This window comes from Pseudomonas fluorescens NCIMB 11764, from assembly GCF_000293885.2.
Classification (GTDB): Bacteria; Pseudomonadota; Gammaproteobacteria; order Pseudomonadales; family Pseudomonadaceae; genus Aquipseudomonas; species Aquipseudomonas fluorescens_B.
Map to the genome: position 1 here is coordinate 5,930,191 of NZ_CP010945.1, position 20,210 is coordinate 5,950,400.

Here is a 20,210-nt window from a genome sequence, read left to right on the forward strand (position 1 = left end):
GCGCGCCATGACACCCAAAGACGTAGAACTCATCCGCCAACACCCCGACTTCATCCAGTTGGTCCGCCGCAAACAGAACCTCTACTGGTCGCTGTCGCTGATCATGCTGGTGATCTATTTCGGCTTCGTCCTGCTGGTGGCGTTTTCCCCCGCCACCCTCGGCCAATCCCTGAGCGGTGGCGTGACCTCCGTGGGCATGCTGGTCGGCGTGGTCATTGTGGTGCTGGCCTTCGCGTTGACCGGCTTCTACGTCTATCGCGCCAACAACGTCATTGACCCACTCAACGAAAAACTGAAACAGGAGTGCGCCCGATGAGCCGTCTTCTCGCGTTGTTCCTGCTGCCTCTGGCTTTCATTGCTGACTTTGCGGCAGCCGCCGACGGCGTGTCCCGCCCGCTGAACTGGAACGCCATCGGCATGTTCCTGGTGTTTGTGCTGTTTACCCTTGGCGTCACCCGCTGGGCTGCGTTGCGCACCCGCTCAGCCAGCGATTTCTACACCGCGGGCGGCGGCATGACCGGTTTCCAGAACGGTCTGGCGATTGCCGGCGACATGATTTCCGCGGCGTCCTTCCTCGGCATCTCGGCGATGATGTTTCTCAATGGCTACGACGGCTTGCTCTACGCATTGGGCGTGTTGGCGGGCTGGCCGATCATTCTGTTTCTGATCGCCGAACGCCTGCGCAACCTCGGCAAATACACCTTCGCCGACGTAGTGTCCTATCGCCTCGAACAAACCCCGGTGCGCTTGACCTCGGCGTTCGGCACGCTGACCGTCGCGTTGATGTACCTGGTGGCGCAGATGGTCGGCGCCGGCAAACTGATCGAGTTGCTGTTCGGCATCGACTACCTCTACGCGGTGATGCTGGTCGGTGTGTTGATGGTGTTCTACGTGACCTTCGGCGGCATGCTCGCCACCACCTGGGTGCAGATCATCAAGGCCGTGATGCTGCTGTTCGGCACCACGTTCATGGCGTTCATGGTGCTCAAGCATTTCGGTTTCAGCACCGAGGCGATGTTCGCCGGCGCCACCGCCGTCCATGCCAAGGGCAACGCGATCATGGCCCCGGGCGGTTTGCTGTCGAACCCGATCGATGCGATCTCGCTGGGGCTGGGCATGATGTTCGGCACGGCCGGCCTGCCGCATATCCTGATGCGTTTCTTCACCGTCAGTGATGCCAAGGAAGCGCGTAAAAGTGTGTTCTACGCCACCGGCTTTATCGGCTACTTCTACCTGCTGCTGATCATTGTCGGCTTCGGCGCCATCGTGATGGTCGGCACCGATCCAGCGTTCCGCGATGCCAACGGCGCGATTATCGGCGGCGGCAACATGATCGCTGTGCATCTGGCGCAAGCCGTGGGTGGCAACCTGTTTCTCGGCTTCATCTCGGCAGTTGCCTTCGCCACCATTCTGGCGGTGGTCGCCGGTCTGGCGTTGTCCGGCGCCTCGGCGGTGTCCCACGATTTGTACGCCTGTGTGATGCGCAAAGGGCAGGCTACCGAGCAGCAGGAAATTCGCGTCTCGCGAATCGCCACGCTGTGCATCGGCGTGCTGGCGATCATCCTCGGCTTGCTGTTCGAGTCGCAGAACATTGCCTTCCTCTCCGGCCTGGTGCTCGCCATCGCGGCGTCGGTGAATTTCCCGGTGCTGTTCCTTTCGATGTACTGGAAAGGCCTGACCACTCGCGGCGCGGTCACCGGCAGCCTGACGGGGCTGATCTCGGCGATTGTCCTGCTGGTGCTGAGCCCGGCGGTGTGGGTCAACGTGCTGCATCACGACAAGGCGCTGTTCCCCTACTCCAACCCGGCACTGTTTTCCATGAGCCTGGCGTTCTTCAGTGCCTGGCTGTTTTCGGTCACCGACACCTCGCCGCGAGCGGCCCTTGAGCGCGGCCGTTACCTGGCGCAGTTCATCCGTTCGATGACCGGCATCGGTGCTTCCGGCGCCAGCAAGCACTAACAACGACCGACTGATGGCAGGGAATAAAAACAATGAAGCCCGCACGTTCTACACCTTACGAATCACTGTTTTCACTGGCCGCCGCATTGAGTCTGCCCATGGTCGCCCCCAGCGCCATGGCCGACTTCATCGACGACAGCAAGGCCCGTATTGAAATGCGCAACCACTACATCAATCGCGATTTCCGTCAGGACAACGCGCCTCAATCCAAGGCTGAAGAATGGGCGCAAGGGTTCACCGCGCGCATCGAGTCCGGGTTCACCGATGGTACCTTCGGCTTCGGTCTCGACGCGCTGGGGGAGCTGGGGTTGAAACTCGACTCCAGCCCGGATCGCCGGGGCACCGGTCTGCTGCCCTTCGGCCCGAACAGCCATGAACCGGCGGACGAGTTCAGCGAACTGGGGCTCACCGGCAAGCTGCGGGTATCCAAGAGCGTGTTGAAGCTCGGCACCCTGCAACCCTTGCTGCCGGTGGTGACCTACAACGACACCCGTCTGCTGGGCTCGACCTTTCAGGGCGGTTTGCTGACCAGCCAGGAGATCACCGGCCTGACCGTGAATACCGGGCGCCTCACCAAGGCGAACCTGCGGGATTCCTCCAGCAACGATGACATCGGTTACGGCGCCGCCAGCAGCGATCATTTCGACTTTGCCGGCGGCAGCTACGCGTTCAGTCCTCAACTGAACCTGAGCTACTACTACGGCAAGCTTGAGCAGATTTATCGCCAGCAGTTCGTCGGGCTGGTGCATACCCAGCCGCTGGGCAATGGTTTCAACCTGCGCAGTGACCTGCGCTATTTCGACAGCCGCGGCGACGGCGCCGAGCGCGCCGGGCGTATCGACAACCGTAATTTCAACAGCATGTTCACCGTGTCCCACGGTGCCCACAAAGTCAGTGCCACGTACCAGCAGTTGTCCGGCGACAGTGCCTTTCCGTTCCTCAACGGCGGCGATCCGTACGTGGTCAACCTGGTGACCTACAACACCTACACCCGCGCCGACGAAGACTCCTGGCAGCTGCGTTACGACTATGACTTCGCCGCGCAAGGCATCCCCGGCCTGACCTTCATGACCCGCTACACCGACGGCCGCCAAGTCAAGGCCGGTGCCGTCGACAACGGCCGCGAACGCGAGCGCGACACCGACATCAGTTACGTCATCCAGAGCGGCCCGTTCAAGGACGTCAGCCTGCGCTGGCGCAACGTGACCTTCCGTTCCGGCAATGGCTTGAGCACCGCCCTCGATGAAAACCGGCTGATCGTCGGCTACACCGTGGCGCTTTGGTAATGCCTGAAAGGGCGCGGTCACGGCTGCGCCAGACTTTTTCTTAACCCGGAGGAATCGTGATGCCTCACGCCCCTACCCTGCAAAGTTTCATCGCCGGTCGCTGGATCGGCCAACACGGTGCCCAGGTGCTGCGCAGTGCCATCGACGGCCACGAGATCGCACGCACCCACGAAGAGCGTCCGGACTTCGCCGAAGCCATCGAGCACGGTCGGCGCCAGGGCGTCAGCGGGTTGATGGCGCTGGATTTCCAGCAACGCGCCCAGCGTCTCAAGGCATTGGCCTTGTACCTGAGCGAACGCAAGGAACAGCTTTACGCGATCTCCCACCACAGCGGCGCCACCCGCGCCGACAGCTGGATCGACATCGAAGGCGGCAACAGCACGCTGTTCACCTACGCCAGCCTCGGTTCGCGGGAACTGCCGTCGGGCAACATCGTCCACGAAGGCCCGGCGCTGCAACTCAGCAAACTGGGCACCTTCGCCGGCACGCATATTCTGGTGCCACGTGGCGGCCTGGCGGTGCACATCAATGCCTTCAACTTCCCGATCTGGGGCATGCTGGAAAAGTTCGCGCCGAGTTTTCTCGCCGGCATGCCGTGCATCGTCAAGCCGGCCAGCGCCACCAGCTACCTGACCGAAGCCGTTGTGCGCCTGATGGACGAATCGGGTTTGCTGCCGGCCGGCAGCCTGCAATTGATCATCGGCGGCACCGGTGATCTGCTCGACCGCCTGCAAGGCCAGGACGTGGTGACCTTCACCGGTTCGGCCGACACCGCGGCCAAGCTGCGGGTCAACCCGAACCTGATCCGCAACTCGGTGCCGTTCAACGCCGAAGCCGACTCGCTGAACTGCGCGATCCTCGCCCCGGACGTCACCCCGGACGATGAAGAATTCGAATTGTTCATCAAGGAAGTCGCCCGGGAAATGACCACCAAGGCCGGGCAGAAATGCACCGCCATCCGCCGTGCGATTGTGCCCGCCAGACACATCGATGCAGTCGCCAGCCGTTTGCGCGATCGCCTGAAGAAAGTCGTGGTCGGCGACCCGTCGGTGGAAGGCGTGCGCATGGGTGCGCTGGCCTCTCACGATCAGCAAAAAGACGTCGCCGAACGCCTGGAAAGCTTGCTGCAAAGCAGCGATATGCTGTTCGGCGCCCGCGACGGTTTCGAACCGCGTGGCGAAAACGTCAGCCAGGGCGCGTTCTTCGCACCGACCCTGTTGCAGGCCCGCGATCCGCACGCCGAGGGTGGCGCCCACGACATCGAAGCGTTCGGCCCGGTCAGCACCTTGATGGCCTATGACGATCTGGATGAAGCACTGGTTTTGGCCGCTCGCGGCAAAGGCAGCCTGGTGGCCAGCTTGATCACCAAGGACCCGAAGATTGCCGCCAAAGCCATCCCGGTCGCGGCCGCCTGGCACGGGCGCTTGCTGGTGCTGGATCGCGAATCCGCCGCCGAATCCACCGGCCACGGCTCGCCCCTGCCGCAACTCAAACATGGCGGCCCGGGCCGTGCCGGCGGCGGTGAAGAGCTCGGTGGCCTGCGCGCGGTGAAACACTACTTGCAACGCGCCGCGGTGCAAGGCTCGCCGACCATGCTCGCTGCGGTCACCGGCGAATACGTGCGTGGCGCCAAGGTCATCGAAACCGACGTGCATCCGTTCCGCCGGTTCTTCCAGGATTTGCAGATTGGCGAGTCGCTGCTGACCCACCGCCGTACCGTGACCGAGGCCGATCTGGTGAACTTCGGTTGCCTGTCCGGCGATCATTTCTACATGCACTTCGACGAGATCGCAGCCAAGGAATCGCAATTCGGTAAACGCATCGCTCATGGTTACTTTGTGCTGTCAGCGGCGGCCGGGCTGTTCGTATCGCCGGCGCCGGGGCCGGTATTGGCCAACTATGGTCTGGATACGTTGCGTTTCATCAACCCGGTGGGGATTGGCGACACGATCCAGGCGCGCCTGACGTGCAAGCGCAAAATCGATCAGGGGAAAAAGAGCCCTCAGGGCATTCCGCAGGGTGTGGTGGCGTGGGACGTGGAAGTCACCAACCAACTGGGTGAACTGGTCGCCAGTTACGACATCCTCACCTTGGTCGTCAAGCGCGAGGATTGACGCAACCCTGTAGCTGGCTTGCCGGCGATGACGACCTGAGGATCAATGCAAATCCAAAGGCCGCATCGCCGGCAAGCCCGCTCCAACAGTGGCTTTCAGTGAATGCCCGTTTCACGCGGTACATCGATCAATGACTGTAACCGAACCACTGCGCGCTCAAGCCCAAGCGCTGGAACACGAAAGGACCGAGGTTCTGGTCGCTGAACAGGGCGCTATTGTTCATTGCCTTCTTCACGGACATGCCCGCCCCCTTCCTCGTAAATAAGTACCTGACGGTCGGTATCAAAAATAAATTGCCGCGAAATATTACATACGTCATATTACGAGCATAATTAAACGCCGATTTCCACAGGTAATCCTCCATGACCAGCATGCCCAGCCTTGAACCCGACGTCGCTGTTGCGGTGAACACGCACAAGCCTCCCCTGCTCAAGCGCCTGATCCTGCTGACGCTGGCCATTGCTGTCCTGGTATTTGCAGGCCTTTACGCCGCCCACTGGTGGACCGCCGGGCGTTTCATCGAAGAAACCGACGATGCCTACATTGGCGGCGACGTGACCGTGATCGGGCCGAAGGTCGCGGGTTACATCGAAGAAGTGCTGGTCACCGACAACCAGAAAGTGCAGGCCGGCGACGTGCTGATCCGCCTCGATTCCCGTGACTACCGCGCCCACCTGGCCAAGGCCGAAGGCGCGGTTGCCGCCGAAGAAGCCTTGCTCGCCAACCTCGACGCCACCGAACAACTGCAACAGGCGGTGATCGGCCAGGCCCGCGCCGGGATTGCTGCCACGGGCGCCGAAACGGCCCGCTCCCGGGATGACGACGCGCGCTACAAAAAACTGGTCGGCAGCAACGCTGTCTCGGTAGAAAGCGCCCAACGCGCCAACGCCACCTTCAAGACCGCCCAGGCACTCAGTGCCCGGGCCCAGGCCGAACTTCTGGCCGCGCAACGCCAACTGAATGTAATCGCCACGCAGAAACAACAAGCCCGTGCCGCGCTGATGCAGGCCCGCGCCGAGCGTGACCTGGCGCAGTTGAATGTCGGTTACACCGAACTGCGCGCGCCCATCGACGGCGTGATCGGCAACCGCCGGGCGCGGGTCGGCGCGTATGCACAGGCCGGTTCGCAACAGTTGTCGGTGGTGCCGGCGAGCGGGCTGTGGGTCGATGCCAACTTCAAGGAAGACCAACTGGCACACATGACGCCGGGTCAACGGGTGGTCATTCATGCCGATGTGCTCTCGGGTCAGGTATTCCACGGTCATCTGGACAGTCTCGCGCCAGCCAGTGGCTCGCAATTCAGTGTGTTGCCTCCGGAAAACGCCACCGGCAACTTCACCAAGATCGTGCAACGGGTGCCGGTGCGGATCGTGCTCGACCCGGCCGATGGCGTGCTCGGTCATCTGCGTCCGGGCCTGTCGGTCACTGCTGAAGTGGACACGCGCAAGGAGCCTGAAACCCCTGCCGTGGCCCGCGCACCATGAGCCGCGCCCTCGCCGCCCCTGCGCAACCGTTCAACGCCGCCAGCATGGCGACGGCAACCAAGGTGTTGGCCTTCGCCAGCATGTGCATTGGCATGTTCATTGCGCTGCTGGATATCCAGATCGTCTCCGCGTCATTGCGCGATATCGGCGGCGGACTGTCGGCGGGCACCGACGAAACGGCGTGGGTGCAGACCAGTTACCTGATCGCCGAAATCATCGTGATTCCACTGTCCGGCTGGCTCTCGCGCGTGTTCTCGACACGCTGGCTGTTCTGCGCTTCCGCGGTGGGTTTCACCCTGGCCAGCCTGCTCTGCGGCGCGGCCTGGAATATCCAGAGCATGATCGCCTTCCGCGCGTTGCAAGGTTTTCTGGGCGGCTCGATGATCCCGCTGGTGTTTACCACGGCGTTCTTTTTCTTCACTGGCAAACAACGGGTGATCGCCGCCGCGACCATCGGTGCGGTGGCGTCATTGGCGCCGACATTGGGCCCGGTGATCGGCGGCTGGATCACCGACATTTCGTCCTGGCACTGGCTGTTCTACATCAACCTGGTGCCGGGGATTTTCGTCGCGGTGGCGGTGCCGATGCTGGTGAAGATCGATCAGCCGGAACTGTCGCTGCTCAAGGGCGCCGACTATCTGAGCATGGTGTTCCTGGCGCTGTTCCTTGGTTGCCTTGAATACACCCTCGAAGAAGGCCCGCGCTGGAACTGGTTCAGTGACCGCACGATTCTGACCACCGCATGGATCAGTGGCCTGGCCGGTCTGGCGTTCATTGGTCGAACCTTGCACGTGGCCAATCCGATCGTCGATTTACGCGCCCTCAAAGACCGTAACTTTGCCCTCGGCTGCTTCTTCTCATTCGTCACCGGGATCGGCCTGTTCGCCACGATTTACCTGACGCCGCTGTTTCTCGGCCGGGTGCGTGGCTACGGCGCGCTGGACATTGGTCTGGCGGTTTTCTCCACCGGGGTGTTCCAGATCATGGCGATTCCGCTGTACGCCTTTCTGGCCAACCGCATCGATCTGCGCTGGATCATGATGACCGGCCTCGGGTTGTTTGCGTTATCGATGTGGGACTTCAGCCCGATCACCCATGACTGGGGGGCGAAAGAATTGATGTTGCCGCAAGCCCTGCGCGGGATTGCCCAGCAACTGGCAGTACCGCCCGCAGTCACCCTGACACTCGGTGGACTGGCGCCGGCCCGGCTCAAACACGCTTCAGGACTGTTCAACCTGATGCGCAACCTCGGCGGCGCCATTGGCATCGCCGCGTGTGCAACCATCCTCAATGACCGGACCAACCTGCATTTCACCCGCCTGGCGGAAAACCTCAACAGCACCAACGAGGCACTGAATCAGTGGCTGTCCCAGGTCGGCAACAACTTCGCCACCCTCGGCCAGAACGGTGACGTGGGTGTCACCGCCAGCCTGCACCAGTTATGGCAGCTGACCTACCGCGAAGCGCAGACGCAAACCTACGGCGACGCGTTCCTGATGATCGGCGCTTGCTTCGTCATCGCCACGGCGATGGTGCCCTTGATGCGCAAGGTGCAACCACCGGCCGCGCCGTCAGCGGACGCTCATTGATCAGGCTTGAGGCGTCTTGCGGAAACCGACAGCCAGGCGATTCCAGCTGTTGATGGTGGAAATCGCCACGGTCAGGTCGACCATTTCCTTGGGGCTGAACTGCGACGCAACCACTTCGTAATCTTCGTCCGGGGCGTGGGTCAGGCTCAGTTGGGTCAAGGATTCGGTCCAGAGCAGCGCCGCGCGTTCGCGATCGGTGAAGAACGGCGCCTCGCGCCAGGCCGTCACGGCGAACAGGCGACGTGGGGTTTCCCCGCCCTTGATCGCATCGGCGGTGTGCATGTCGATGCAGAAGGCGCAGCCGTTGATCTGCGACGCACGCAGCTTGACCAGTTCGATCAGGTTCTTTTCCAACGGCAGCTTCGATACAGCGGTTTCCAGGGCAATCATGGCTTTCAGTGCATCAGGGGAAGCGGTGTAGAAATCGGTACGAGCTTTCATGTCGGGCTCCAGGAGCAAGTGAGGGTGGAGCTACGTTAATCCCGCAGGCCGCCTGCTCAAATAGCCAATATTCCAGAAGTCGAGGAGGCCACCGGCCTGGCCACCGCAGGCTGCGCCTACAAATAAGCAGCGTTCGCTCAACTCCCATAAAAAATAAAGTCTGTCAGGCTGATTGCCAGCACTCGGTCCACGCCACTAGAATGCGATCAATTCTTAATTGCAATCAGGCCCGGACGCCCGAAACGAGTATCTGCCCCCCATGTCGTCAGCCGACCAGCCTTCGAACCAGCACATCCACACCCTCTACAGCGAACACCACGGTTGGCTTCAGGGATGGCTGCATCGAAAACTCGGTAACCGCTGCGACGCGGCCGACCTGGCCCACGATACCTTCCTGCGCCTGTTGACCCGACAAGCCGTCAAACCCTTTGGGAGCGAGCCTCGTGCCTTGCTGACGCACATCGCCAAGGGACTGGTGATTGACCGCTGGCGACGCCAGGACATCGAGCGCGCCTATCTGGAAACCATCGCTCAACTGCCGGTTGCCGAAGTGCCGTCGCCGGAAACCCGCCTGCTGATTCTCGAAACCCTGATGCGCATCGAAGCGCTGTTGCGCGAATTGCCGGCGATCACTCGCGAGACCTTTATGCTGTCGCAGATCGAGGGGTTGACCTATGTGCAGATCGCCTCACGCCTGAGTGTGTCGCTGATCACCGTCAAACGGCACATGCGTGCCGCGTTCATTGCCTGCCTGAGTGTCGCCTGATGAATTCGACGATGATCAACCCGCAGATTCTCGGCGAAGCCGCCGACTGGCTGGTGCAGTTGCATTCAGGGACCGCAACGCCGTCCGACCATCAGGCCATTGCCCATTGGCGCAGCCGCAGTGCCGAGCATGCCCAGGCCTGGCTGCGGGCCGAAGCGCTGCTCGGCGAGTTTCGCAACGTTCCGGCCAATCTCGCCATCCAGACCCTGCAACGGGCTTCACGCAAAGAAGGCCTCAGCCGTCGCCAGACCCTCACGCGCGTGGGCTTGTTCCTGATGGCCGGCCCCTTGGGCTTCGCCTCGCAACATATGCCCTGGCAGCAATGGACGGCCGATCAGCGGACCGCCGTGGGCGAACAGAAACGCCTGCAATTGCCTGACGGCAGCGAGGTGCTGCTCAACACGGAAAGTGCCGTCAACATTGCCTTCAACGGGCTTGAGCGGCGCGTCATGTTGCTGGATGGCGAAGCGTTGATCAGCGCCGCGAGGGATTCAGGTGCACGGCCGTTTATCGTGGAAACCCCGCAATGCATAACCCGCGCGTCGGGTGCCCGGTTTTGCGTGCGGATCCATGGTTCGCGCAGCCAGGTGTCCGTGCTCGAAGGGCTCGTGGAGGTCACGCCGCTGTTGGTTTCACAGAGCGCCACCCTCAAGGCTGGTGAACGCCAGAGCTTCAGGCTCGACCGGTTCGACCCGGTGGAACGTTTCGACACCAGCGCCCTGGCCTGGGACAAGGGCATGTTGCTGGCGAACAATATGCGCCTGGATGAATTGCTTGGTGAGTTGAGTCGCTACCGTCCCGGCGTGTTGCGCTGCCATGCGGATGTCGCCGGGCTGCGGGTGTCGGGCGCGTTCTCCCTGCGTGACACTGACGCCAGCCTGCGTCTGCTCAGCGATACGCTGCCGCTGAAAATCAGCAGCCTGACCCACTATTGGTTGTCGGTCGAACCGCGGGTCTGAAGGCACCGCCATTTTCTTTCACTGCTCCCTGATACCTTTCCGCGTTTCGTTCGGTGTGTGGATAGACCCTTTCAATTCCACGCGCTCGACAGGAACGCCGAATGACTTCAACGCCATTGCACCGCCCCGCCGATTTCCCGCTCAAGGCCCTGAGCCTGAGCATTGCCCTGGCCTTTAGCGCGTTGATGCCCGTGTCCAGCCAGGCCGCCGACGCCATCCATGAAAATACCAGCCGCAACGTCAACATCGGACCGGGGTTGCTCAGTCAGACGCTGGCGCAATTCGCCGTGGCGACCGGGGTGCCGCTGTCGTTCGATCCGGCACAACTGGGCGATCGCCAGAGTCCGGGATTGCAGGGCAACTACAGCGTGCAATCGGGCTTCGCGCAATTGCTTGAGGGCAGTGGTTTCGAGCTGATCAGCACGGGCGGGAACGGTTACACCGTGGCGCCGCGAATCGCCATCGACGGCGCGCTGGAACTGGGCGCTACCAACGTCAGCGCCATGAGCGACGACAACGCTGACACCTACGGCGGCGGCCAGGTCGCCAGGGTGGCGCAGGTCGGCATGCTCGGTAATCAGGCCGTGAAAGACTTGCCCTTCAGCGTCACCAGTTACACCGCCAGGACCATCGCCGACCAGCAAGCGCAGACCGTGGGCGATGTGTTGCTCAATGATGCCTCGGTGCGCCAGTCCGCCGGGTTTGGCAACTTCTCCCAGGTGTTCATGATCCGCGGTTTGCCGCTGCTGTCCGATGACATTTCCTATAACGGTCTTTACGGCATCTTGCCCCGGCAGATCATCGCCACCGAAGCCCTTGAACGGGTCGAGTTGTTCAAAGGACCGAATGCTTTCGTGAATGGTGTCACGCCCAGCGGCAGCGGGATTGGCGGTGGCGTCAACCTGCAACCCAAACGCGCCAGCGATGTGCCGACCCGCAGCGTCACCCTCGATTACAGTGACGATGGCCGAGTGGGTGGGCATCTGGACCTGGGCCGGCGCTTTGGCGAAGACAACCGCTTCGGAGCCCGGGTCAACCTGCTGCAACGCGAAGGCGCCACCGCCGTCGATGACGAAGACCGTCGCTCGTCGCTGATCAGCGTCGGCCTGGACTATCGCGGCGATCGCCTGCGTGTGTCCACGGACCTGGGCTACCAGAAACAGGTGATCAATCAAGGTCGTTCGGTGGTGTACGTCGACTCGTCCTTGCAGAAAGCGCCCAAGGTACCGGACGCCAACGCCGGTTATGCGCAGAGCTGGAGCTATTCGCAACTGGAGGACACCTTCGGCATGGCCCGCGCCGAATACGACCTCAGCGACAGCTGGACAGCCTACGTCTCCGGTGGCGCCAAACACACCCGGGAAAACGGCGTGTATTCATCGCTGACCGTCACCGACCTCAACGGCAATGCCCGGGGCGGCATGCTGTACTCGCCACACGACGAGGACAACAAAAGCCTGATGACCGGCCTCAACGGCCACTTGTACACGGGGTCGATCAGTCATCAATTGAACCTGGGCCTCGCGGGTATCTGGGGCCAGCAACGCTCGGCGTTCGAAACCATAGGTGCCGCCAGGCGCTACAGCACCAACCTCTACGACGTCACCGATAAACCGCGCCCAAGCCCCACATCGTTCGCCAGCGACATTCACGATCCGCGCATCGTCGGAAAGAACACCCTGCGCAGCGCGGCGGTGTCCGACACCCTGGGCTTCATCGACGATCGCGTCTTGCTCACCCTAGGCCTACGGCGCCAGACACTGAACGTCGACGGCTGGAACACCACCACCGGCGCGCGCACTTCAAGCTATGAAGAGTCGATCACCACGCCGGTCTATGGGCTGGTGATCAAGCCGTGGGAACACGTTTCGTTTTATGCCAACCGCATCGAAGGCCTGGCCAAGGGCCCGACGCCGCCGACCACCGCACTCAACCGCGACGAAACCTTCGCCCCGGTGCGCAGCAAGCAAATCGAAGCCGGCGTGCGCCTGGACATGGACACTTATGGCGCGAGCCTGGGCGTGTACCGCATCGAACAGCCCTCGAGCTACACCCAGAACGGCCTCTTTCGGGTCGACGGCCAGCAGCAAAACAAAGGCGTGGAATTGAACATATACGGCGAACCGCTCGACGGTCTGCGCCTGCTGAGCGGTGCGACGCTGATGAAGACCGTGATCGAAGGCAGCACCAACGGTATCAACGACGGCAACCGCGCGGTCGGCGTGCCACGCTTTCAACTCAACGTCGGGGCCGACTGGGACGTGCCGGGAATCGAAGGCGCGGCGCTCAGTGCACGGATGTTGCGCACGGGTGGGCAATACCTGAATGCTGCCAACACTCAGAGCATTCCAGCGTGGAACCGCTTTGATGTCGGGTCGCGGTATGCGTTCAGGCTAGATGAGAAGGAAATCACCTTGCGCGCCAACCTGGAGAACGTGGCGAACAAGGCGTATTGGGCGTCGGCAAACGGTGGGTATCTGACGCAGGGGACACCCAGGACGTTGAAGGTGTCGGCGACGGTGGATTTCTGATCTGAGTCAGGCGGTGAACCTGCCGCCGCCATCGCGAGCAGGCTCCCACAGTTGATCTCCAGTGAACCGAAAATTTGCGTTCGACACAGATCCATTGTGGGAGCTGGCTTGTCGGCGATCCGCGCAGCGCGCCATCCAGCACAGATCACTAGGCCCGACTGCGCAACCACTGCAAAAACCCCTTCTTCGCCACCACCTTCGGTGCTTCCTGGGTCAACGTCTGCGCCTTGTGCAAACGGAAATCCAGCAGCGCCTTCATCGCTTCGCCGATGTCATGCCGCGCGTCCAGGCACGGTTTGAGGTAGTCCTTCTCGATCCGGTACAGGCTGCAAGCGGTCTTGGCACTGAAGTCCGCCGGCAGCGCCGTATCCGACAGGATCCCGCCCTCGCCGATCACTTCGCCCGGTCCCATGCGCCCGGATTCGAACTTGACCCCGGCACGGCTCAGCGTCACCGAGACCACGCCGGATTCGATGATGAACAAATGATCGCTGACCTCCCCCGCCGGCAGGATCACCTCCCCCGGACGGAAGGTTTGCAGGGTCATGTGTTGTGCGAAAGTTTCTTTCTCTTCCTGACGCAACGTCGAGAATATCGCCGAGCTTTCCAGCAACGCCCGTGGCCGTGACAGCCCCGCCGGCGCATTCGATTCGACGCTGGACAAAAGGCTCACGCCCGATGCCTGCAAATGCCGGAACGCGAGGTCGAACAGCAGATTGCGCACCATGCGCTTCTGGTCCATCGAGACCACGAAGCCACTGATTTCGTACTCCACGCCGGTGGCGCTCGAGCCTTTGAGGGCCACGCACGGCGCCGGTTTGGCCAGCAGATATCGGCACCCCTCCATCGCCCGTTCCAGCGCATCGATCACTGTTTGCGGCCGCTCATGCGGGCTGAGTTGCAGACTGATCGATACACCGAAAATGTCACTCGGCCGGCTGAAGTTGATGATCTTGGCCTTGGCCGCCAGCGAGTTGGGAATCACCGCCATGCTGCCCTGGGCGGTTTGCAGGCGCGTGGCACGCCAATCGATGTCGGTGACCCGACCTTCGGTGCCGTCGATGGAGATCCAGTCATCCAGTTGATAGGGTTTGGTGGTGTTGAGGACGATCCCCGAGAACACGTCGCTGAGGGTGCTTTGCAACGCCAGGCCGACGATGATCGCCAACGCACCGGAGGTCGCCAGCACGCCTTTGACCGGCAGGTCGAGCACGTAGGCCAGGGCCGCGATGATCGCGATCAGGAAAATCACCGCGCCGAGCAAATCCTGGAGCAAGCGCCCGGTGTGCCCGACGCGCTGCATCATCACCGCGCCAATCAACACCGTCAGGGTGCGCGCGCCGAACAGCCACCAGCCAATCTGCAAACCGGTCGCCGCCAGGTGCAGCGGCACATTGTCAGCCCAGGGCGCTGGCTCCAGCGGATTCAAACCCTCGTTGAACAGCAGCATGCTGAACAACGCGAAAATCACCAGCCGCACCACCAGTTTCCAGTTGCTGCCGCCGGCACTGATCAGGCGCCACAATCCCAGGTCGATCAGGATCAGGATCAGGGCGCTGATCAACGGGTGATTGGTGAGCAGTGACAGCATCAAACGACTCCAGGCATGTACGGATGGGCACAGTGTAGGAGCAAACGCGGGCCAGTGAACAATACAAAAACCTGTGGGAGATTCTATGTTTGGGGGGAACACCCAAACATAGAATTTGGCTTGTATTCGGTTTGGTTTTTCATCAGGGCAAACATCACTCTGGCCAGCTTGCGTGCCAGGATAACCAAGGCCTGAGTGCCTTTTAGACCTCTGGCCAGATAGCGTTCGTAGTACGGCTTCCAGGTCGGCGAACGGCTGGCAGCCATAGCGCTATTGTGAAACAAGCGCCGGAACTCCGAGTCCCCTCGTTTAGAGAGTCGGCGCTTTTGATCCTTTTGTCCTGACTGCCTCACACGCGGATCCATGCCGAGGAAGGCGACGTACTCGTCGCTGTTGGCAAATTCCCCACGCATAAAAGCAGTGGCCGCTGCGGTGGCCGTCAGGAGCCCTACGCCCTCGATGGCCTGGCAACGCTTCACCTGATCATCAATCCCACCTTCCTCAGCAATTTCCTTGAGCGTTTTCTGAATCATCTTTTCGAACTGGGCAATGGCGGCCAGAAGCTGGTTGAAGTGCTCTTTCAGCAAGGATTCGTTTTTCCAGCTCTGCTTGAGTGCAACACAGGCCCGGACCAACTGAGCCCGACGGCGAAGCAGGCTTTTCATTTGTGTGTAAGCCTTCGGTGGCGGATTCCAGATCCTCAATCTGTCGGATTCGCGGCTCAAGTAACGGGCCAGCAGCTCGGCATCCAACGTATCTGTTTTCGCCCTCATGCCTATTCCATCGCGGTATTTGTTGAGGCGACTGCCATCGATGACGTAAACGTCATGGCCCATTTCATGGGCCATTTCCGTTGTATCAAGGTGATAGATATTGGTCGCTTCTAGCGCGATAGCGCTGTGCGCTGGCAGCGTCTTGAGCCATTGCTTCAAGGTTGATCGCTTGTTCGCGATATTTAGGGTCTTTTCCAGGTCGGATCGATAGATAACGATCTCGTCCTTCGCCACATCCACACCGACGACCACCTGCGAATCCAGGATTGTCATGGCACACCCTCCGAGCTAGGGTTTAGATACTTGACGGGGTTCACCGTTGCGCTGGCTTGTTTCTATCGTCGGTCCGAGCCGATGCATTCCTTATCGGCGCATTAGGTGAAGGGGTGGGACGAAGTCTCCCACGGTCTGTACTGGTCAGAGTCAGATGACGAGCTTTAGTCCCACCCACCCCTTCAAGTCTAAACATACAAGCGAGCCTGCTCGCGATGGCGGTTGAACAGACACATTTGCAGTGACTGATCGACCGCTATCGCGAGCAGGCTCGCTCCCACAGGTTATGGGTGTTGCCAGATTTATTTGCTGTTGGTCACCGTGTTGTAGCTGGTCATCAGATTGCGGTAGTCCGGGATGTGGTTGGAGAACAGGGTCGCCAGGCCTTCCACATCGTTACGCCAGTCGCGGTGCAGCTCACACGCCAGGCCGAACCAGGTCATCAGTTGCGCGCCGGAAGACGACATGCGGTCCCAGGCCGATTGGCGGGTCAGCTCGTTGAACGTGCCGGAAGCGTCGGTCACCACGAACACTTCAAAGCCTTCCGCCAGGGCCGACAGCGCCGGGAATGCCACGCACACCTCGGTCACCACGCCGGCGATGATCAGTTGCTTCTTGCCGGTGGCCTTGATCGCCTTGACGAAATCTTCGTTGTCCCAGGCGTTGATCTGGCCAGGACGGGCAATGTACGGCGCATCCGGGAACAGCTCCTTGAGTTCAGGCACCAGCGGACCGTTGGGGCCGGTTTCGAAACTGGTGGTGAGGATGGTCGGCAATTTGAAGTACTTGGCCAGGTCGGCCAGGGCCAGCACGTTGTTCTTGAAACGGTCTGGATCGATGTCCCGCACCAGTGACAGCAGGCCCGCCTGATGATCCACCAACAGAACGGCGGCGTTATCCTTGTCGAGACGTTTGTAAGAAGTAGTCATGGGGTAATCCTCGCTTTTATATCGATGCCGAACGGGCCGGCGACTGGGTTTGGTGATTTCGTTTCAATCTGTTCAACCGCTCATCCGCCCAAACCGACCCGACTGAAAGTCGGCAAAGGCCTGGTGGATCTCCTGCTCGCTGTTCATCACGAACGGGCCATGGCCGACGATCGGTTCGTCGATCGGCTCGCCGCTGAGCAGCAACACCACTGCATCGTTATTGGCTTCCAGACTGATCTGGTTGCCATTGCGTTCGAACAACGCCAACTGTCCTTCGCGCACCAGCTCCAGGCCGTTGACCTGAACCGTGCCGCGCAGCACCACCAACGCGGTGTTGCGGCCTTCATGCAGGTCGAGGGCCAGCAACTTGCCGCCGTTGAGGCGCAGGTCCCAGACGTCGACCGGGGTGAATGTCCGCGCAGGACCGGTGTGGCCGTCGAACTCGCCGGCGATCAGACGCAGGCTGCCGGCCTTGTCCTTGAGCGGGATTCTCGGGATGTCGCCATCGAGAATCGTCTGGTAACCGGCGTCGGCCATTTTGTCCTTGGCCGGCAGGTTGACCCACAGCTGGACCATTTCCAGGGTGCCGCCGGTTTTGGCAAAGCCTTCGGAGTGGAATTCTTCGTGAAGAATTCCCGAGGCGGCGGTCATCCATTGCACATCGCCCGGGCCGATCTTGCCGCCGCTGCCGGTGGAGTCGCGGTGCTCCAGTTCGCCCTTGTAAACGATAGTCACGGTTTCGAAACCGCGGTGCGGATGCTGACCAACGCCACGACGCTCGGTGGTCGGGGTGAATTCAGCGGGACCGGCGTGATCCAGCAGCAAAAACGGGCTGATGTGTTTGCCCAGGTTGTCGTAGGAAAACAGCGTACGAACCGGAAAACCGTCGCCGACCCAATGGGTCCGTGGGCTGGTGTAAATGCCGATGATGTTTTTCATGCTGCCTCCAAATCTGTGGTTTGACGCGATGAACAAAGCTTAAAACCGAACCCTTTGGTGCGCTAGACTGCAAAAATCAGCCTTAGCGTTCTATATGGAGAACGATGGTGGAAGACCTCAACACCCTCTACTACTTCACCCAAGTGGTGGAACATCAGGGTTTCGCCGCGGCAGGGCGGGCGCTGGACATGCCCAAATCGAAGCTCAGCCGGCGCATCGCCGAGCTCGAAGAGCGCCTCGGCGTGCGCCTGTTGCATCGCACCAGCCGGCATTGTTCGCTGACGGAAATCGGCCAGGCCTATTACCAGCGCTGCCTGGCCATGCGCGTAGAAGCGGAAAGCGCCGCCGAACTGATCGAACGCAACCGTTCCGAGCCCCAGGGCCTGGTGCGCATCAGTTGCCCGACCGCGCTGCTCAATTCCTGGGTCGGGCCGATGCTGACCCGCTACATGCTCAAGTACCCGCTGGTGGAGTTGTTCATCGAGAGCACCAACCGCCGGGTCGACCTGATCCACGAGGGCTTCGACATTGCCCTGCGCGTACGTTTTCCGCCGCTGGAAAACACCGACATGGTGATGAAGGTGCTGGGCAACAGCACCCAATGCCTGGTGGGTAGCCCGGCGTTTGCCGAGCGCTTGTCGACGCCCGCCTCCCCGGCCGATCTCAGCGGTTTGCCCAGCGTGCATTGGGGCGCGGCGCAGCGTGAATACCAGTGGGAGTTGTTCGGCGCGGACGGCGCCAGTGCGCTGATTCGGCACGCGCCACGCATGGTCACCGATGACCTGCTGGCGTTGCGTCACGCGGTGCTCGCGGGCATTGGCGTCGCGCACCTGCCTTGCGTGGTGGTGCGCGATGACATCGCCGCCGGACGCCTGGTCGAACTGGTGCCGGGCTGGGCGCCCAAGTGCGGGATTGTCCACGCGATCTTTCCCTCTCGCCGTGGACTGCTGCCGTCGGTGCGGGCGTTGATCGACTTTCTGGGGGAGGAATTCAGTCACAGCGATATTGCGTGAGGGATTCGACACGCGGGGCTGGCGGAGATTTTATTTCGGACATAATATCAGCGCAGATTACAACCATAATATCAGCGCCCGTCCGAGGACATGATCATGCAGAGCCCCAACCGAGAAGCCACCCTCGCCCAATGGATTGCCCAGGAAGACGCCATGCGCGCACGTCTGGCCGCCCCCGGCAGTCTGTCGATGGCCGAGGTCAGCGCGCTGTCGCCCAGCGAATTCTTCGACGGCATCGGCAACGGTGAACTGCCCTCTCCGCCCATTGGCACGCTGATGGATTTCATCCCCATCGAATGGTCGGCCGGGCTGTTCATTTTTCAGGGCACACCGGATTCGCGGCATTACAACCCGCTAGGCAGCGTGCATGGCGGCTATGCGGCAACCTTGCTGGACTCGTGCATGGGCTGCGCCATTCACACGCAGCTGAAAAAGGGCCAGGGGTATACGACGCTGGATCTGCGCATCAGCTATGTTCGTGCGTTGACTGGCGCCAGTGGGCCGGTGCGGGCCGAGGGCAAGATCGTCCATCTGGGACGTTCGACGGCGCTGGCCGAGGGGCGGATTTATGATGTGGATGGGCGGTTGTATGCGACGGGTTCGACGACTTGCATGATTCTTGAGGCGCGGGGGTAGCCTTTAAGATCAAAAGATTCATGACTTGCGGTAAACATTGCTTTGCCCCACCAGCGGTTTTTCTCAAGGATACGCACGCGGATACTCGTGCCCATTCCCACTGCAAACCCTGGAGTCATTGATGTCTATTCCCGCATTCGGTCTTGGTACGTTTCGCTTGCAAGGCCAGGTGGTCATTGATTCGGTGAGCACTGGCCTGGAACTGGGCTACCGCGCCATCGATACCGCGCAGATCTACGAGAACGAAGCCGAAGTCGGCGAGGCCATCGCGGCCAGCGGCGTCGCCCGTGAGGCGCTGTTCATCACCAGCAAGATCTGGGTGGCCAACTTCGCCAAGGAGCGCTTGATCGACAGCCTCAAGGAAAGCCTGCAAAAACTGCAAACCGACTACCTGGACCTGACCCTGATTCACTGGCCTTCGCCGGAAGACCAGGTGCCGGTCGAAGAATTCATGAGTGCCCTGCTCGAAGCCAAAAAACTCGGCCTGACCCGGCAGATTGGCGTCTCCAACTTCACCGTCGACCTGATGAAACAGGCGATTGCCGCCATCGGTGCCGAGCACATCGCCACCAACCAGATCGAGCTGCACCCGTACCTGCAAAACCGCAAGGTCGTCGAGTTCGCGCAGAGCCAGGGCATCCAGATCACTTCCTACATGACCCTGGCGTACGGCGAAGTGCTGAAAGACCCGGTCATCCGGCAAATTGCCGATAGCTTGCAAGCAACGCCTGCGCAAGTGACGCTGGCCTGGGCGATGCAATCGGGTTACGCGGTGATTCCTTCGTCGACTAAACGCGCCAACCTGCAAAGCAATCTGAAAGCCTGCGACCTGACCCTGAGTGACGCCGACATGGCGCTGATCGCCGGTCTTGAGCGCGGCCACCGCCTGACCAGCCCCAAAGGCATCGCGCCGAACTGGGATTAACC

17 protein-coding genes are annotated in these 20,210 nt (G+C 61.2%); 12 read left to right on the plus strand and 5 right to left on the minus strand.

All coding sequences use genetic code 11. The annotated features are described in order from the left end of the window. Positions 1-7: 7 nt before the first annotated feature. The 6 genes from B723_RS27105 (at position 8) to B723_RS27135 (ending at position 8,432) form a co-directional block, all read left to right on the plus strand. Positions 8-316 (plus strand): DUF485 domain-containing protein, encoded by a 309-nt coding sequence (locus B723_RS27105; protein WP_017339749.1) that lies wholly within the window; start codon positions 8-10, stop codon positions 314-316. Continuing rightward, positions 313-1,959, plus strand: coding sequence for a cation acetate symporter (locus B723_RS27110; RefSeq protein WP_017339750.1), 1,647 nt, complete (start codon positions 313-315; stop codon positions 1,957-1,959). Before B723_RS27105 ends, B723_RS27110 begins: the two co-directional genes overlap by 4 nt. Before the next feature lie 32 nt (positions 1,960-1,991). Beyond that, positions 1,992-3,245: an OprD family porin gene (locus B723_RS27115; protein ID WP_017339751.1), complete on the plus strand. Its 1,254-nt coding sequence runs from the start codon at positions 1,992-1,994 to the stop codon at positions 3,243-3,245. A gap of 59 nt (positions 3,246-3,304) precedes the next feature. Continuing rightward, positions 3,305-5,359, plus strand: coding sequence for a phenylacetic acid degradation bifunctional protein PaaZ (gene paaZ, locus B723_RS27120; RefSeq protein ID WP_017339752.1), 2,055 nt, complete (start codon positions 3,305-3,307; stop codon positions 5,357-5,359). 362 nt (positions 5,360-5,721) lie between these two features. After that, a complete protein-coding gene (locus tag B723_RS27130) occupies positions 5,722-6,843 on the plus strand; it encodes an HlyD family secretion protein (protein WP_017339754.1) in 1,122 nt (373 codons plus the stop codon). Next, positions 6,840-8,432 (plus strand): DHA2 family efflux MFS transporter permease subunit, encoded by a 1,593-nt coding sequence (locus B723_RS27135; RefSeq protein WP_017339755.1) that lies wholly within the window; start codon positions 6,840-6,842, stop codon positions 8,430-8,432. Before B723_RS27130 ends, B723_RS27135 begins: the two co-directional genes overlap by 4 nt. Here B723_RS27135 and B723_RS27140 read toward each other — a convergent pair whose 3' ends face one another. Further along, complete coding sequence (locus B723_RS27140; RefSeq protein ID WP_017339756.1) at positions 8,433-8,873, minus strand: carboxymuconolactone decarboxylase family protein; 441 nt, start codon at positions 8,871-8,873, stop codon at positions 8,433-8,435. A 259-nt stretch (positions 8,874-9,132) separates the two neighbouring features. Between B723_RS27140 and B723_RS27145 the strand changes: the two genes are divergently transcribed. The 3 genes from B723_RS27145 (at position 9,133) to B723_RS27155 (ending at position 13,129) form a co-directional block, all read left to right on the plus strand. Continuing rightward, on the plus strand, positions 9,133-9,639 hold the full coding sequence (locus B723_RS27145; protein WP_017339757.1) for a sigma-70 family RNA polymerase sigma factor: 507 nt from the start codon (positions 9,133-9,135) through the stop codon (positions 9,637-9,639). Then, on the plus strand, positions 9,639-10,598 hold the full coding sequence (locus B723_RS27150) for a FecR domain-containing protein (RefSeq protein WP_052909716.1): 960 nt from the start codon (positions 9,639-9,641) through the stop codon (positions 10,596-10,598). The genes B723_RS27145 and B723_RS27150 overlap by 1 nt, the downstream gene beginning before the upstream one ends. 101 nt (positions 10,599-10,699) lie before the next feature. Then, positions 10,700-13,129, plus strand: a complete 2,430-nt coding sequence (locus B723_RS27155; protein WP_017339759.1) for a TonB-dependent receptor — start codon at positions 10,700-10,702, stop codon at positions 13,127-13,129. 148 nt (positions 13,130-13,277) lie between these two features. Here B723_RS27155 and B723_RS27160 read toward each other — a convergent pair whose 3' ends face one another. The 4 genes from B723_RS27160 to B723_RS27175 all read right to left on the minus strand — a co-directional run bounded on the left by B723_RS27160 (position 13,278) and on the right by B723_RS27175 (position 17,634). Further along, on the minus strand, positions 13,278-14,720 hold the full coding sequence (locus tag B723_RS27160) for a mechanosensitive ion channel domain-containing protein (RefSeq protein WP_017339760.1): 1,443 nt from the start codon (positions 14,718-14,720) through the stop codon (positions 13,278-13,280). 83 nt (positions 14,721-14,803) lie between these two features. Continuing rightward, on the minus strand, positions 14,804-15,766 hold the full coding sequence (locus B723_RS27165) for an IS110 family transposase (RefSeq protein WP_017341458.1): 963 nt from the start codon (positions 15,764-15,766) through the stop codon (positions 14,804-14,806). Between the two features lie 302 nt (positions 15,767-16,068). After that, entirely contained in the window at positions 16,069-16,695 is a 627-nt protein-coding gene (ycaC, locus tag B723_RS27170) for an isochorismate family cysteine hydrolase YcaC (protein ID WP_017337620.1), read from the minus strand. A 72-nt stretch (positions 16,696-16,767) separates the two neighbouring features. Beyond that, positions 16,768-17,634, minus strand: coding sequence for a pirin family protein (locus tag B723_RS27175; protein WP_017337619.1), 867 nt, complete (start codon positions 17,632-17,634; stop codon positions 16,768-16,770). A 104-nt stretch (positions 17,635-17,738) separates the two neighbouring features. On the opposite strand from B723_RS27175, the gene B723_RS27180 reads away from it, so the two are divergent. The 3 genes from B723_RS27180 to dkgB all read left to right on the plus strand — a co-directional run bounded on the left by B723_RS27180 (position 17,739) and on the right by dkgB (position 20,208). Then, entirely contained in the window at positions 17,739-18,647 is a 909-nt protein-coding gene (locus tag B723_RS27180) for a LysR substrate-binding domain-containing protein (RefSeq protein ID WP_017337618.1), read from the plus strand. Between the two features lie 96 nt (positions 18,648-18,743). After that, complete coding sequence (locus tag B723_RS27185; protein WP_017337617.1) at positions 18,744-19,283, plus strand: PaaI family thioesterase; 540 nt, start codon at positions 18,744-18,746, stop codon at positions 19,281-19,283. 121 nt (positions 19,284-19,404) lie between these two features. Further along, positions 19,405-20,208, plus strand: a complete 804-nt coding sequence (gene dkgB / locus B723_RS27190; protein WP_017337616.1) for a 2,5-didehydrogluconate reductase DkgB — start codon at positions 19,405-19,407, stop codon at positions 20,206-20,208. Positions 20,209-20,210 lie beyond the last annotated feature (2 nt).